Genomic DNA, 14,751 nt, shown 5'->3' on the forward strand with positions numbered 1-14,751 from the left:
CTTCGACTTCCGCTCAGGGTCAGGGCATGCAGGCCATCCAGCACCCACACCACCAGGCGAAGCCAGTGACCCACCCCCACTTTTGACCTTTGACGTTTAACCTTTACCTTCTTCCGCCCGCCGTGTTTTCCCATTGTGTGACATCCTGGTTAAGCCATAAAGGGCGCAAGGGTCTTTAATAAACTGCGCCCTCAGCCTGACAAGCATCTTCCACATCACCACGCTCTGCTTCCACCACCCCACGCTGCTATGTGAGATTGTCATGGCGTCGGGCTTGCCCTTGCGCTCGGCTAAGTGCTAAAGCACCGCCTTCCGCTTCCGTATGCCCCTGTTCGCTATCGCTCACTTAAACTCCAGGGCATTGCCACGGCGGGCTTCGGTCCGTCGTGAGTTTTGTCAGGAGGTGTGTCATGTGTGTTGGCGCTTTGCGGTGTGAGCGGTTGTGTGTCCGGGCCCAGCATTGTCGGCTGGGGATGGAGCGGCGTCGCCTGTTGTTGGCGCGGTACCTCCAGCAGCGTCTCCAGCGCAGAAAGGAGCTCCATGATAAGAACTAGAAACTGGTTTCAAGTTGAAGTCTGCGGTGCCGTCAAATCAGCCGGCCGATGCCCTTCGCTTTGCAAGAGCGCGGGCGGCTGCTTCTGCACAGACTACCCCGAGCCACCAGTCGTGCTTAATGTGGCAGAGCTGAAGTGCCGCTGTCATCGGTCGCACCGCGTCCTGGTAAGCTGAACATACTGAATCGAGGAGGTGAATTATGAATAAGCTCAAGCAAAAGCCCAAGCCTGTAATCGGCTCTCATTCAGTCCTGCATGTCTGTAAACAGTGCGGATGGGTAGGAACGTATGACGAGCTTGACCTGGGAGAAATCGGCACTTACGGCTATGGAGAAGACCCCAAGTGTCCCAGGTGTCAGTCGGGTGTTTAGAGAAAGGATTAAGTCAAATGCTATCTCACAAGATTGTGTTTTCCGAAGAAGAAGTCAAACAGATTGCAGCTCAGGCTTACCAGTCAGGCATCAATGCTGGCTACACGATGGCGGTTCAAGAAGAAGTGCTTGAACTTGAAGCTCTAAAGCGAGAGCAGGAGCGTGAAGCCATCATCAACTGGCGGGGCATCTGCGAGAGCCGGGAAGGAGACGAATGTGGCCACGAATGCTAAGAGTACCTACGAGCGGAGGCTTGAGGAATTTGCCGAAGGGAAAAGGCTCAAGTGGGTTGGTTGGGCTGATAGAGGCTCCGAGAAAGTTATCTACTCTGATTTAACAGTCCAGCCAACCTTTTCCTGTCAGGTTTGCGGCAGCAAGCTCCCGAAGACGTTCGCTGTTCTTCAAGACCTCATCTTAGGTGAGTTGTATCTAGTCGGGTCTGAGTGCTACCGCAGGCTTCGTAACGTGGAAGGTTAAACAGCGAGGACAAGGCGAGGTGAGAGGCTCGCCGTCTAAGAAAGGAGTATCATGTCAACAACAGTTCAGCCAACAACAACCAGACCTGGCGATGCAAAGCAGCAGCCTAACCCGCCAGAGCTGTCAAACGGCAATGGCAGGAGACTGAGCCGTCTGCATATGCAAAAGCATTTACCCGATTATGGTTTGGTGATAAACTGCTTTGCTGACACGCCAGCAGAGCTATGGTTTCTGTACCAGGAAATGCTTCAGCTGATTGACCAGAACGACCAAGAAGCTCTGGCCAAGGCTCACAAAGCAGGCTCACCGCGTGCAATTCGTTCTGCCAAGCCAGCCGCAATTCAGCCAAGCAGAAGCAACAACGGCGTCACCAACAAGCCAGTCTGCCAGGGGTGTGGCACGGATGAGGCTATGGAGCTGATTGCATGGAAGGACAAAACCACAGGCGAACTTAAGAAAGCCTGGAAATGCCAGTCATGCGAAAAGTGGGCACGCTAAAGCCCACCGGGGGGAGCGCATCCGTCACCACGCCCACCACCAACCAGAAATGTGCTGTCAATAGCTGTTATTTCCATCCGCATCCAGATTTATTGTTATTAAGTTATTAGCGCTTTCAGCTTGTCTCGAAGATCTTTGCCGCCCCATATAACACATAGGAGAAGATGCTGGTCTTCAGGGTACTCTGTCACATGTATCCCCTTCTTTTTGTTGTTTGGAGTATTTCGTGGCCATGCCTGAAAAATCTTGTTCATCTTGGGAGTGATGGATGGGTCCGAACATGCGCATCTCTCTAATTTGAGCATTATCTCAAGGGTTGCGATATTGCTGTTAGCATCAATGGCATCACGCCAATCATTGCCTAACAAGATTTCACCATATTCCAGAAGATCACAAAAGGCTTCTACGCAGTTGCGTTGCTGTACACTCAGATCAAGCAGCTTGGTCGAATGAAAGAAATCATTGCGCCGCTCACGCCGATTCGCCATTGCCTCTTGTAACTCCTTTACGCGTGATAACTGTGCCGGGGTTTTTGTGCTTACAATCCTTTCCACCTCCAGTAATATGGCATGATAGTTCTTATAACGACCACCAGGATTCACATCTGTCCATGAAGCGTCATCTGTCATAAGGAAGAATTTTGAAACTAGTTCAGAATAGTCATCGCAGAGAATAAATGCAGTCTTTAGATATTGGCCACCCGTTCGTCCAGTGTAGTAAATTTCAACCCCGGCGCAGATTTCATCCATTAGATAGGCCAGTGCTTGGTTCATTATGTCACCTCTTCACCAAGTAGTCTGGCTTCAAATCGCGTCTTGGCCGCTTCCCATTCAGTCTCCGCTTCATTGCGCAGTTGCCTAGCTTCCTTACGACGGTGATTCAACTCATCCACAATCTCAAGTTGGATTTTCAGTCCAGGAACAGGTACACGTAATGCCGAAAGAGTCTCCGTATTAATACCCGCCTGATTTACAAAATTAGTCGCTATTAGTCCCAGATAGCCAGTTGATCGGATAGCATTAAAGAAAGATGTAAGATACCACGGTTCTACAAGCGAGCGATTAACGACCAGCCGCGTGATATGATTAGAGCAGCAGCAAAGACGTTCAGATTCAAATACCGCACTTTTGCCAACCCATTCTGTGGAATTTGTATTATTGAAGAGAACTTCGTTAGGTTGGATAACATCACTTTGGCTTACACTATTCCTAGGGACGTATTTTGTTCCTTCGAAGGAGAGTTCGCCCTTTGCAGAGATATTGATAGGACGGATATGTGGAATGCCTTTGGTTTCATCAAAGGCTTGCATCTCACGACCGGCTGCAAAACCCGTCGTGATAGCGGAACAAACATCAGAGATTGACAAAACCTGATAACCACTTTGCTCAATAGACATACGCAATTCCTTGAATTTCGGTGAATGGAAATCTGGGTCACACCGATTAGTCAAGTCGCGAAAGCGTGCGGCGAAGCAGTATGGGTATTTTTCTCTTCTTGGCATTAAACCAAGTCGTTCGAGTAAAAAAGCATCGAGACCAGATAACAGAGCATCGGCCCGCTTGAGTTTGAGCCGCCGCGACTCACGCGCCTTCTCCATCTCTGCAACCATTTCTCTTTGAACCGGGCCCAGAGGATGAGGAATAACTAACGCCTCAACATCGGGTTTCGAGGTGCTTGGGCGAACAGATACAACATTCCAAGTCCTCTGTATCTGCTCCTGAACGAGTCTACTGCCTAACACTTCAAAGAGATATCTCTGGTTCGTGCCAGACTTGGCTCGTATTGCAAAACAAAATGAAGCATATAGACTCCCATTCAATTCTTTGGGAACAATTGCGACTTTGCCTGTGGTGTTGCCACATTGAACCATGATTATGTCGTCTGTTTTGACTCTTTTTGTCGACTGGCTGGCGGTCGCAAAAGGGATATACTTCACATCCGTAAGATCAATATCACCAGATGGTAATATGTTGGTCACGCGGATGAACGGCTCACCCGCTTGCGCGTCTAACGCATAGTCCTCGGTTGGCATGAGACCATAATCGAGGTGGTCAACAATGTCTTTGAGGGATTTAATTCCGTATGGAGAGGATGCAAGTGCTCTTTCAAGAGCAAGGAATCGCTCCTGATGGTAGTGAGGGTCAAAACGGTTGGCCTGCAATGCATCGCGAAGATAGATTGCGTAAGTGAGTCTGATCCCAGAGCCTTCCTCTCCCCGATCACACAAGATGACTTTCAGAGCTGCTTGTGCGTCAGGGATTACACGAAAAAAGGTTGTGATTTTTTTTCAAACTCCCGATATCGCCTTACCACTTCAGGTAATTGGTTCTCGCACGGCCGGCCGGTGGCGTCATAGCCTATCTTTTCGGGGGCTGCCATGAAGATGGCCTCGTCGTCCTTTGGTATTTCGTTTTCGGCGCGACGGCGGAGAAAAACAAGGCTAGCCTTGACCCCTGCACCAAAATGAGAGAAGGCAGTCTGGGGCAGGCTAACCACAGCAAGCAGTTGAAAACGCTCAAGCAGAAAGTCACGGACATATTGCAGCGAGGAGTTGGTGAGAATTCCGTCGGGCAGAACGATAGCAGCACGCCCTGTACCAGGCCTAAGAAACTGATGGACTCGCTCAATGAAGAGGATTTCGGTCTTCTGATTTTTACGGGGCTTGAGCTTGCCATTAGCATCTTTTTGCTTGCCAAGTTCGAAATCCGTAAGGTATGGGCGTTCGGTAAGGGCAACTTGTGCTCCAAAAGGAGGATTGGTCAGAATCAAGCTGAAGGAGTCAGTCTTGAAACCATTGTTGCCGGTAGTTTGGCGGATACGTTCAAAGCGTTCAAGGGCGTCCTCTCCACCGATGTTGCTGTGGCCATCATCGTGGAGAATCATATTCATTTTGGCGACGCGGGCAATCTCGTCGTTGATTTCAATGCCAAATAGATTTCTCTGGGCAAAGTCATGCCAGTGCGTATAGTGCTCTACACTATCAGGTTTATGATAGTCATCGGCTTCTCGACGCACATGATCGAGGGCATAAAGTAGAAAGCCGCCAGAGCCGCAGGCTGGATCAAGCACGATATCATTAGCTTTGGGGCGCGTCATTTCAACTGCAAAGTTGATAATCTCGCGCGGGGTAAAATATTGGCCGAAGTCACCCTTGAAGAAGCCATCCATAAACTGCTCGAAGGCAACGCCTTTGGTATCAAGGTCGGTCTTACTGAAGCTGATGGCTTCCATGTGAGAAACAAGCGTGCGCAGCGTAGCATCGTCTATCCGTATGGTGTCAGTGAAGACTTGCGGGTCCTTCTCCTTCGCCTGTTCATATATAGCCTTGATACGTTCGGCAAGCTTACGGCTTGGCTCATGTGTCTTTATTTGGAATTCGTAGGGCTCTCCCGTCTTACGTGGAGTTTTTTCATCCTGAATCTTAATGAAGAGTAATTTACAGAGTTCGCCAAATGCCATCGGTGGAGATAGCCGGCCACCACCCCATAGAGTCTGATGGCATTTCCTTATAGTGGCGATGAGAGTCTCCTTGCTTACAGGCTGAATATCATCTTTGGTGCCTTTGAAAAAGCGCCACTCCTCTGGTTTACCATATTGGCGTGGTAGGTCTGCAATTATATTGGCCTCGCGTTCAAGGACGCCATATTTTTCGCTGAAGTCGAGAAAGCGGCGCGTTTGACCGGCGACGACACCGACATACTGAGCGCGGAACTTGGCCCAGGTGCCGTTACCGCAAGCTTGCTCAACAGCTTGAGCAAATTCTGCGTCTGTTACGCCATCTCTTTTACATTCGATCACGGCGAAAGGGTGAATCCGCGCGTCGTCGAGGAAAACGACTAGATCGGCAGTGTCTTTAGGAGTACGATCGGGGACGATAACTTCGATGCCAATTCGAGCTGGTTCATACCCGTAGCGAAAGATTAGTTCCGCCCAGTATTCAGCTCGTACCTGTTCCTCTGGATCAGAATACCTCTCGGAGTGATTGACGGCAACATAGGTAATACGTTGTTTACTGCCTTCACCGGAAATAGTGGCATAGCCCTTTGCAAGTGCTTGTTCAAGATACATCATTCTAACCTCCAACCCGCCGTTTTCACGATCAACCTGTTAGAAAAACGAGGGGAATCGTTTATTAATGGACCTGACCGAAATAGTTATACCACTTATTAAGTCAATTCACAAGCATTTGATTCGAGCCGCCTTCGGCTAACTCGTCCGGCGCCGTCTTCCGGAAATCACTGCCAATAGATTGACGACAGATACGGTGGCTTCGGCGCAGAGAGCAGCCGTTTGGTAGTCAGCTGTCCGCTTATGTTGAAGTGCCAATGCAAGTCCTAGCGCGGCCTTCGCATGATTTCGAGCCTCTTTGTTTGGACCACCACGTAACTCTGTTTCGAAGATAGACTCAAGTATACGCTTGGCGTCTGTGCTGCTGGGAACTACCCCATCCAGTGATTCGTGCTTATTAGGATCGAAAACAGCTTGCCCGACTGAGATCAGAACCTCTCTGCAAAGCAGACCAACAGCCTGACACTCCTCCTCCGAATCTGCAGTATCCAAACGCATCCGGATCTCCTGAAGTTGGCGATCTACTTTCGGCCAACCCGTTGGCTCCTCGAAAATATCGGTACGGCCATGGATCCTCTCAGCAATGAAAATAGGTCGCCCTGAAATCTGTTTGCCCTCGACAATACGCCACCCGTCTGTCTGCAATTCGCTGTTGTAAATCGTGGCCATCTCGCGAGCCTCCTCTGATTCCGGGCGAACGACGGGGTGAATCGTTTCGCAAATAAAGCGCAGGAAGGCTTCATCAGAAGTTCGTAGTAGATTGAAACGGTCATCGTAAAAAACCCAGTCGTCCGGCCAATCTGACCAATTAAGTCGGTGCTGCCTGATATCACCAGCGGCATTTCTAAAGCGGGGGTCTTTTGAGGGGAGAGCAGTGAGATCATATAGGCGGGCTAGAAACTCATCTTCCGGTAGCCGGCCTGCCCATCTAGCGTATGAAGCCGTCAGATAATCGATAATGTTACGACGTGTCACCTCGGTGATTTCGTTCGCCATCTTTCACAACCCGAACGTGGGACGGATAGTTCAATCTTACCACTGAAGCTGCCGTTGGGCAAGAAGCGTTCTCAAGCGCGATGCGCAAACAACAAAGTAGCGGAAAGTTCACCTGAAATTATCTGCTTACAGGATGTTGACAATCATTTGGGAGAGGATTAGACTCAGGCTGAAAACCTTCGTTATTGTCATGATCCGCGGCAAGTGTGAGTGTACATGTAAAGGAGGAAGCCAAAATGAAAGTGCAGAAGTCTATCGAAATAGCAGCACCACCGGAGAAAGTCTGGCCATTCTTGGTTGACCCCGAGAAAATCCTGAAGTGGTGTATTACGTTTAGGAAATTCGAGTACACCGGTAAGAAGCGCAGTGAAGTGGGTACAGCTTTCTACGTTGAGGAAAAGGCCGGTGGCCCGCTTATGAAACTGAATTTTTCGGTACGGAATGGGATGCAAATAAGAAACTTGCCTTCAACATGACGTCGGGAACCTTTGCGAAAGGTTATGAACAGACGTGGGCGATAGACGCCACTCCACCCGGCAGCAGATTTGCCTTTATGGAGCAAGTTAAATTGCCTTACGGAGTCATCGGTAAGATTATTGAGCTTTTTGCCCGACGTGGTTAAGAAGCCACTGTCAAGGAAATGCTGGCAAAGCTAAAAAGCTTGGTGGAGACATAGAAGATAACCTCAATCGATTTACTCAAATTACATCCTCAGCACAAGTACCGTTGTCCGCCTTACGACGCTTTTGCTCCTCACCTCTATAACCTAGAGAAGTAGACGATTAAGCTGAACAATAGGGCGTTTCGTGCAATCCACGGTAATCTGACAAGCCAGAAGAATTTCAATAGCCCCGGCGCTATGAGCAGTGTTGACAATCGCATAAATAGAGTCTAGAATCAAAATCAGCCGTAAGGGATAACCTTAGTAGCCTAAATATAGTCGTAGTATTGGTTCGAGGTCTGATGGGATGAATCAAGGGGCACCGGAATTTGCTGCTTAGCGGTGGTCGCCGGTGCCTTTTTTGTTTAAGTTGAGCGCTGCTGATCGCTCATCACAGCAGTTGACGGATGGTGTGTAAAATGAAATGCCCGAAGTGCCAGTTTGAAAATCCGGAAGGGGCTAAGTTCTGCAACGGGTGCGGAAATAAACTTGAACTCGCCTGTCCACAATGCGGAAATATGAATCCGCCTAGCAGCAGATTCTGTAATGAATGCGGCCATGAACTGGCTGTACCCCCAGCACCACCACTCAAAGCCCTATCCTTTGACGAAAAGCTGGACAAGATACAGCGCTACCTTCCCGGCGACATTACCGAGAAGATACTGGCGCAGAGGGGCAAGATCGAGGGCGAGCGCCGGCAGGTCACGGTCATGTTCTGCGACGTTGAGGGGTTCACACCGCTTTCGGAGAAGCTTGGGGAGGATAAATTATACTCCCTCATCGACGAACTCTTCGAGATGATGATACACAAGGTCCACGAGTATGGCGGCACGGTCAACAAGGGTACTGGCGATGGCATCATGGCGCTGTTCGGGACGCCCATCGCCTTAGAGGATGCGCCACAGCGGGCCATCCGTTCCGCCCTGGCCATCCAGCGCGAGATGGCTAAATTCAGCGGCGCGCTACAGAAGGAGACTGCGGCGCCTTCGTTAAGGATGCGCATAGGCATCAACACCGGCCCCGTTGTCGTCGGCACGCTGGGAAACGACCTCAGGGTGGAGTTCACCGCAGTTGGAGATACGGTGAACCTGGCCTCCAGGATGGAGGGGCTTGCACAGCCGGGCACGGTCTATGTCACCGAGGGCACCTTCAAACTGGCCGAGGGCTTCTTCCGCTTCGAGGCGCTGGGTGAGAGGCAGGTCAAGGGGAAGGAGCAATTAGTCAAGGCGTACCGTGTTATCGCACCCAGCACCAGCAGGACGAGGTTTGATGTCAGCGCCGAGCGTGGCCTGACTCCCTTTGTTGGTCGTCAGAAAGAGCTTGAGCTGTTGCTGGACGGCCTCGAGCGGGCCAAGGCAGGAAGAGGCCAGGCTTTCTCGATAATGGGCGAGGCCGGCGTGGGCAAATCCCGGCTGCTCTACGAGTTCAGGAAGGCAATAGGAAGTGAGGACGTGACACTGCTGGAGGGCAGGTGCCTGTCGTACAGCCAGAACGTGGCCTACCACCCGGTCATAGACCTGTTGAAGTCGAACTTCGATGTCAGGGAAGGCGGCGAGGACTACAAAATCAGGGACAGGGTACAGCAAGGACTGAAGCAATTGGGAGTAGACGAAGCCTCCACTCTTCCATATTTACTGGAGCTGCTGGGTGTCAAGGACAGCGGCATCGATAAGATACCCATGAGCCCGGAGGGCAGGAGGGAGCGAACGATGGATGCGGTAAAGCGAATCCCCCTGAAAGGTTCGGAGGTACGGCCGCTGGTTCTGGCCATCGAGGATCTACACTGGGCGGACAGAAGCTCCGAGGAGGCTATGAAGGACATGCTGGAGAGCATACCTGGAGCCAGGATCCTCCTCATATTCACATACCGGCCAGAGTTCGTGCACACCTGGGGCAGCCGGTCTTACCACAGCCAGGTGACCTTAAACCGGCTGTCCAACCGGGAGAGCCTGGCCATGCTCGCCAATCTCCTAGGCACAGAAGAGATAGAGACACAGCTTCAGGAGTTGGTCTTGGAGAAGACGGAGGGCGTCCCTTTCTTCATCGAGGAGTTCATAAAGTCGCTCAAAGACCTCAAGATAATCGAGAAAAAGGATAGTATCTACCGTCTACGCAAAGATATTCACGATGTAACCATACCGGGCACCATTCAGGATGTCATCATGGCCAGAGTGGACTCTCTGCCCGAGCCTGCCAAGGCGGTGCTTCAGAGAGGCTCGGCTATCGAGCGAGAGTTCGGCTTCGACTTGATAAGCAGGGTGTCAGGCTTATCTCAGCAGGAATTGCTGTCCCACCTGTCGGCGTTGAAGGATGCGGAGCTTATCTACGAGAGGGGGATATATCCCCGGTCGACCTACATCTTCAGGCATGCCCTGACCCGTGAGGTGGTTTACAACTCGATACTGGCGGCGAGGAAAAAGAAGCTTCACCTGGACATAGGCGATGCCATCGAGGAGATATATAAAGACAGCCCGGATGAGCATTACGAGGCGCTGGCCGCTCACTATATCACAGGTGAGCAATACGAGAAGGGTGCTGAGTATTGCCGGCTGGCGGCAAGGAAAGGTGAGAAAGCCGCCTCTCTTAATGATGCCATTGTCTATGGCGAGAAGAGAGTGTCCTGTCTGGAGAGGCTGCCGCGCAGCAGGGATGTGGAGAAACAGATAATCGATACTAGGGCAACGCTCGGGCTGTATTACGCTCAGATGAACCATTTTGTTAAGGCAAAGGAGGCGATTGAACCGGTAGTTGAGCTGGCCTTAAAGCGTGATCATAAGAGGCGGCTTGCTCAGATATATACCATAATGGGGGGATATAGCTATGCTATTGATGAGGATTTCCCCAAGGCCTTCGAGTATCTGGAGGAGTCGCTAAAGCTAGGCGAAGAGTCAAATGATATGGTTTCCTTAGTCTTGTCGAGTTCTTGGATGGGAGGCGCTCGTGCTAACAACTGCGATTTTGACCAAGCCCTTACGAATTGGGAAAGAACTTTGGAGTTCAATTTGGCGACAAATAATCTCCCGGGAATGGCAGCGACAAAAAGTATCATGGCTCGGTGGCTTTATAGTATTCAAGGCAAATGTGACCTGGCTTATGACACCAGCAATGAAGCGTTGCGGCTGGCCGAAGAGAGCGGTGATACACTGTCAAAGGCACTAGGGCACACCAGTCAAGGTGTCGCATTTTATTTCAAGGGCTTTCTGGATGAGGCCGAGCCACATCTGCTGAAGGGCAGTGACTTCTGTGACAGGATCAACTTTTTGACGTGGGGCTCTCCTGCAAATCTCCATTTGGGCGAGCTCTACTTTGACAAGGGAGAATATCAAAAATGTCAGGACCTTTGTGGTAAAACAATTTCGCTCATGGAAGGCAGATATGCATCCTCTGTGATTAATTTTTACAGATTAGCTTTAGCCCGGGCCAAAGTGCTGAACAATGAGAAAGGCGTTGACCTAGAATCGTTATACAAGTATGAGGCTAAGAACAAGTACAGATATCTTGATGGTTGGATAATACGATATATCGCAGAGATACTGCTCAATATCGATGATCGGCACATTTCTGAGGCTGAAGAATGGGTTAAGAAAGCAATTGAAGCGGACAAGCGGAACGGCACGATGTGGGACCTGGGAATGGCTCATTCCCTCTATGCCGTGCTGCTGAAACGAAAAGGCGACCTGCCGGGAGCCAGGGAAAAGCTGAATAAGGCCATAGAAATCTACAAGGAATGCGGCGCCGACGGCTGGCTGAAAAAGGCACAGGCTGACCTGGCCGCGATTGAAAAGCCGACGCGCAAGCGCTCCCAGCAGACCAAAGGCTAGAAGCCACCCCGAAACTCAGCGCTATCGAACCGAAATTCTCAGCAAGCCCACCTATGCAACAATAGTCCTAAATATATCGCCCGTTGCACAAACACTCAAAAGGTTCAATGTCTCTTCATCTACTATTTCTTTCCTAATGATGATACAAAACTTATCGAGGTCTCAAATATTTCTGTATCTTTCAGGTAAGTTTCCGGATTCTCTCGGTTTATTTGAATCCACTCTTTCATTTTTTCTCTCCCCATTGGTTGAAAATGAACTATCCCCTTTTTACCGATAAGCTCATTAGCTACGCCTTCTGGAACTTTTACACCTACCCCCTCCTCATAAATACAGGCAAATAGTCTTTTATTGATGTAATAGGCAGGATAGCCAAACATTTTGCCAGAGACCACAATCGGATTCTTTAGCAAAATCGAGTCAACAGACCTTTTAATTTCAGGATTAAAATTTGCTTTTCTCATAACATCGTTATCCTTTCTTGAAAAATCAGTTGTATTCTAGAATCAATTGTATTGAATTTGATAAGGATTCATTATTTTAAGACATCTGCAGATCCACATCACCTCGTATTGTATCTTATCCTAATGACAGCTGGGAAACTGATCAGGCACCTCATACGGCCCGATAGCCGCTTGGGTAATTTGCCAACTGCTTCGTTCACCCAAGTGAGAAGGTCCAGGTTTTGAGTAGAGGTAACAAAGTAGCGATTTGTTACCATCTCTATTGCCAGTCTCCACTTAAATAACCCACATATTCGGCTGGATTTTCACTAGTTGACAAGATTCCAAGGCAAGCCTATAGTTAACGTGCGCAACATCTGTAGCGCCATAGAAATATACAGATTAGGGTGGGAAGATGAGAGTGAAGCAAGGGCACTAGCATCGCTGTTTGGAGGCGGTTGCGGGTTTTTTTAGGGCGAGCGCCGCACGAAAAAGGAGGTGATGCCTGTTGATAGAAGTAAGCATCAACTATACTCTGCATTGTCTTTAAGAAATAAGGAGGAAGCTATGACTAAGACTGCAGTTATCACGGGGGCTACAAGCGGTATGGGCGCGGCTTATGCGAAAAGGCTTTCTGCTGATGGTTACGATTTGATTCTGGTTGGTAGAAGGAAGGAGATTATTCAGAGGCTTGCACGTGATTTGGCGGCTCAAAACCACGTTAAGGTGCAGGCAGTAATAGCTGAATTGTCCGATGATGATGATCTTCAGAAAGTCATTAGCGCCATCAAATCTGTTAACAACGTGGAGGTATTGATCAACAATGCCGGCTATTATATTAGGAGAACTTTTGATGAGATGGATGTATCGGACTGTGAAAAAATGGTTAGAGTGCACGAATTGGCTCCCATGAGACTCATATCTACAGTAATCCAAAATATGATCAAGGCTGGAAAGGGAACTATCATCAACGTCTCTTCTGCTGCAGCATATTTGCCTCAATACGGGGGATCTATCTACGTTGGAACAAAGGCTTTCCTCATACTGTTTACAGAATCTCTGCATATGGAGTTAAGGGATAAAGGCATCAAAGTTCAGGTACTGTGTCCTTCATTTGTGGACACCGATTTCTATCGATTCACAACCGCGGAGATAAAGAATAAGTTAATTTCAAGGGATCCCAGAAAATGGTCCCCTGAGGCAGTAGTAGATTTTTCCTTGAAGAGCTTAAAAAAGAACCAATCTATATGCATACCCGGATACGGCTATAAAGCCATGTATGGGCTGATGTCAATATTGCCAAGAAACACGGTTTATAATATATCAAAGAGACTGTTCGAATTTTGAAGTTGAGACTGCCGGACAACGGAATCTAACTCGTGAATTCTGTCTTTTTTCTTTGCACTGTCACAAAAGCCTCCTATGAACGAATAATGCAAATCCTTTTTGCATACTGAGATTGTCTCATATTCTATTCCTGGTTAAGACTTAACTCAGCCTCCTATTCGCGCCACTATTTAAGTGCACACGGTAACGTCAGACCCGGAGCCCCTTAACCTGTTTCAGGAGCGCAGCCTTTTATGAGCTCGCTAAGGCAATTGAAAGGCGGCTCCGGTTTGTATCACATAACTCAGATGGCACATACGATCTACCTTCTTTAAGCACATGGTAAACCAGTTTTAGCATCCACCTGGCCATTATCACCTTGGCTACATTTGCCTTCTTAATTTTTCTCAGGGCATTAAGCCGTTGTCTTATTCCTACATCAGCGTAAGATGCCGGCACTACAGCCTCGACCAATGCCCACTGCAGCCACCGATTTCCTTCCAGGATCATTTTCCCATGATATGTCTTGCCACCTGATGAGTGAGTTGAAGGTACCAAGCCGGCATAAGAACATAACTTTGATGGTGATTTGAAGCGATCAATGCCGTCTATCTCAGTGCTGATGAGTACCGCCAGTGTTTTCCCTATTCCAGGAATAGTGGAAAGTAGCTGGGCATCCTTGTCTTTCTTGTATATCTCCTCAACCATCTGGTTGCTCGCAGATATCTCAAAGCTAAGCTGCTCAATAAGTCTCATAGACGATTCAAATATCCTCTTATCTTCTTCTACTGGCCATTCCAACGACTTAAGCCATGCCACGCCATTCTCACCCTTTCCTCTTTTTGAGAACAGATTCTTAGGCTTCGATTCTTCAAGAGACGGTGATAGCAGCCGGTTGTTCACCAGATCGTTTACTTTATTTTTAACCCTGGTCCTCATTGCTACCATGAACGCTCTGTGCCTGATTACCTTTTGTTTGATGCGGTTGTCGGCTTCTCTTAAATGAGCCTGGGGAATCAAATCAGCCTTTAATAATTGGGCTAGAGTTCGAGAATCGATAGCATCGGTCTTAATCTTTGCGGAAGCGATAGCCTTTATCTTCAACGGATGAGCCAATATTACCTCATCGACGAGATCCTTAGCCAACTCATAGGTCCTGGACCAATTCCAGCATGACTCTATCACCATCTTGGTATCACGCCTGCTGCCGATGAAAGACTTAAATTCCTCCTTTTTGTGGGCTAATTTCTTCGATCTTATTTCTCCTGTATCCGAGTCAATCAATGTGGCGAAGTCGTATTGCTTGTGACAGTCCAGTCCAATGTACTTCATTCAACACCTCCTTTTGTCTTTGGTTATTCATTAACTGTACACGATACTTTATGGAGGTGCATTATTCGTTCATGTTACCTGTTTTATTATGGGAAGTCTCAAAATATCTTATTTAAAGGTGATTTCCGAAAAAGAATCTGTACTTTTTGCGGTCAAGAAATTCAGCCAGATTGGAGGCAGATGAGTTCTCCGGGGTTAAGAAAA

13 protein-coding genes are annotated in these 14,751 nt (G+C 48.8%); 7 read left to right on the forward strand and 6 right to left on the reverse strand.

Features of this window, described 5'->3' with window-relative positions:
- The first annotated feature begins 417 nt into the window (after positions 1–417).
- The 4 genes from FJ023_08470 to FJ023_08485 all read left to right on the forward strand — a co-directional run bounded on the left by FJ023_08470 (position 418) and on the right by FJ023_08485 (position 1,900).
- Positions 418–729 (forward strand): hypothetical protein, encoded by a 312-nt coding sequence (locus FJ023_08470; GenBank protein ID MBM4447360.1) that lies wholly within the window; start codon positions 418–420, stop codon positions 727–729.
- 213 nt (positions 730–942) lie between these two features.
- Complete coding sequence (locus FJ023_08475; protein MBM4447361.1) at positions 943–1,158, forward strand: hypothetical protein; 216 nt, start codon at positions 943–945, stop codon at positions 1,156–1,158.
- On the forward strand, positions 1,142–1,402 hold the full coding sequence (locus FJ023_08480; protein MBM4447362.1) for a hypothetical protein: 261 nt from the start codon (positions 1,142–1,144) through the stop codon (positions 1,400–1,402). The genes FJ023_08475 and FJ023_08480 overlap by 17 nt, the downstream gene beginning before the upstream one ends.
- 51 nt (positions 1,403–1,453) lie before the next feature.
- Entirely contained in the window at positions 1,454–1,900 is a 447-nt protein-coding gene (locus tag FJ023_08485; protein ID MBM4447363.1) for a hypothetical protein, read from the forward strand.
- Positions 1,901–1,998: 98 nt separating this feature from the next.
- Here FJ023_08485 and FJ023_08490 read toward each other — a convergent pair whose 3' ends face one another.
- The 4 genes from FJ023_08490 to FJ023_08505 form a co-directional block, all read right to left on the reverse strand.
- Positions 1,999–2,673, reverse strand: a complete 675-nt coding sequence (locus FJ023_08490) for a hypothetical protein (protein MBM4447364.1) — start codon at positions 2,671–2,673, stop codon at positions 1,999–2,001.
- Positions 2,673–4,127 (reverse strand): hypothetical protein, encoded by a 1,455-nt coding sequence (locus FJ023_08495; GenBank protein MBM4447365.1) that lies wholly within the window; start codon positions 4,125–4,127, stop codon positions 2,673–2,675. Before FJ023_08495 ends, FJ023_08490 begins: the two co-directional genes overlap by 1 nt.
- Before the next feature lie 32 nt (positions 4,128–4,159).
- Complete coding sequence (locus FJ023_08500) at positions 4,160–5,971, reverse strand: restriction endonuclease subunit M (protein MBM4447366.1); 1,812 nt, start codon at positions 5,969–5,971, stop codon at positions 4,160–4,162.
- 135 nt (positions 5,972–6,106) lie between these two features.
- Complete coding sequence (locus tag FJ023_08505; protein MBM4447367.1) at positions 6,107–6,964, reverse strand: hypothetical protein; 858 nt, start codon at positions 6,962–6,964, stop codon at positions 6,107–6,109.
- 236 nt (positions 6,965–7,200) lie between these two features.
- Between FJ023_08505 and FJ023_08510 the strand changes: the two genes are divergently transcribed.
- Both FJ023_08510 and FJ023_08515 read left to right on the forward strand, forming a co-directional pair.
- Positions 7,201–7,440 carry a hypothetical protein gene (locus FJ023_08510; protein MBM4447368.1) on the forward strand — a complete coding sequence of 80 codons (240 nt, stop codon included), beginning with the start codon at positions 7,201–7,203 and terminating at the stop codon, positions 7,438–7,440.
- A 592-nt stretch (positions 7,441–8,032) separates the two neighbouring features.
- Entirely contained in the window at positions 8,033–11,446 is a 3,414-nt protein-coding gene (locus FJ023_08515) for a hypothetical protein (protein MBM4447369.1), read from the forward strand.
- A 122-nt stretch (positions 11,447–11,568) separates the two neighbouring features.
- Here the strand turns inward: FJ023_08515 and FJ023_08520 are convergent, their stop codons facing one another.
- The gene (locus FJ023_08520) at positions 11,569–11,910 is read right to left on the reverse strand and encodes a TfoX/Sxy family protein (GenBank protein ID MBM4447370.1); all 342 of its coding nucleotides are present in this window, start codon (positions 11,908–11,910) and stop codon (positions 11,569–11,571) included.
- A gap of 480 nt (positions 11,911–12,390) precedes the next feature.
- Here FJ023_08520 and FJ023_08525 point away from each other — a divergent pair, with 480 nt between their 5' ends.
- The gene (locus FJ023_08525) at positions 12,391–13,236 is read left to right on the forward strand and encodes an SDR family oxidoreductase (protein ID MBM4447371.1); all 846 of its coding nucleotides are present in this window, start codon (positions 12,391–12,393) and stop codon (positions 13,234–13,236) included.
- Positions 13,237–13,467: 231 nt separating this feature from the next.
- Here the strand turns inward: FJ023_08525 and FJ023_08530 are convergent, their stop codons facing one another.
- The gene (locus tag FJ023_08530) at positions 13,468–14,547 is read right to left on the reverse strand and encodes an IS110 family transposase (GenBank protein ID MBM4447372.1); all 1,080 of its coding nucleotides are present in this window, start codon (positions 14,545–14,547) and stop codon (positions 13,468–13,470) included.
- Between the last annotated feature and the right edge of the window lie 204 nt (positions 14,548–14,751).

It is taken from the genome of Chloroflexota bacterium, assembly GCA_016875875.1.
Lineage (GTDB): Bacteria > Chloroflexota > Dehalococcoidia > GIF9 > UBA5629 > 9FT-COMBO-48-23.

Excerpts from the sequence above, each read along its gene's own strand:
- FJ023_08475 (MBM4447361.1), top strand. The coding sequence starts at position 943 with ATGCTATCTCACAAGATTGTGTTTTCCGAAGAAGAAGTCAAACAGATT.
- FJ023_08485 (MBM4447363.1), top strand. The coding sequence starts at position 1,454 with ATGTCAACAACAGTTCAGCCAACAACAACCAGACCTGGCGATGCAAAG.
- FJ023_08490 (MBM4447364.1), bottom strand. The coding sequence starts at position 2,673 with ATGAACCAAGCACTGGCCTATCTAATGGATGAAATCTGCGCCGGGGTT.
- FJ023_08500 (MBM4447366.1), bottom strand. The coding sequence starts at position 5,971 with ATGATGTATCTTGAACAAGCACTTGCAAAGGGCTATGCCACTATTTCC.
- FJ023_08505 (MBM4447367.1), bottom strand. The coding sequence starts at position 6,964 with ATGGCGAACGAAATCACCGAGGTGACACGTCGTAACATTATCGATTAT.
- FJ023_08510 (MBM4447368.1), top strand. The coding sequence starts at position 7,201 with ATGAAAGTGCAGAAGTCTATCGAAATAGCAGCACCACCGGAGAAAGTC.
- FJ023_08515 (MBM4447369.1), top strand. The coding sequence starts at position 8,033 with ATGGTGTGTAAAATGAAATGCCCGAAGTGCCAGTTTGAAAATCCGGAA.
- FJ023_08520 (MBM4447370.1), bottom strand. The coding sequence starts at position 11,910 with ATGAGAAAAGCAAATTTTAATCCTGAAATTAAAAGGTCTGTTGACTCG.
- FJ023_08525 (MBM4447371.1), top strand. The coding sequence starts at position 12,391 with ATGCCTGTTGATAGAAGTAAGCATCAACTATACTCTGCATTGTCTTTA.
- FJ023_08530 (MBM4447372.1), bottom strand. The coding sequence starts at position 14,547 with ATGAAGTACATTGGACTGGACTGTCACAAGCAATACGACTTCGCCACA.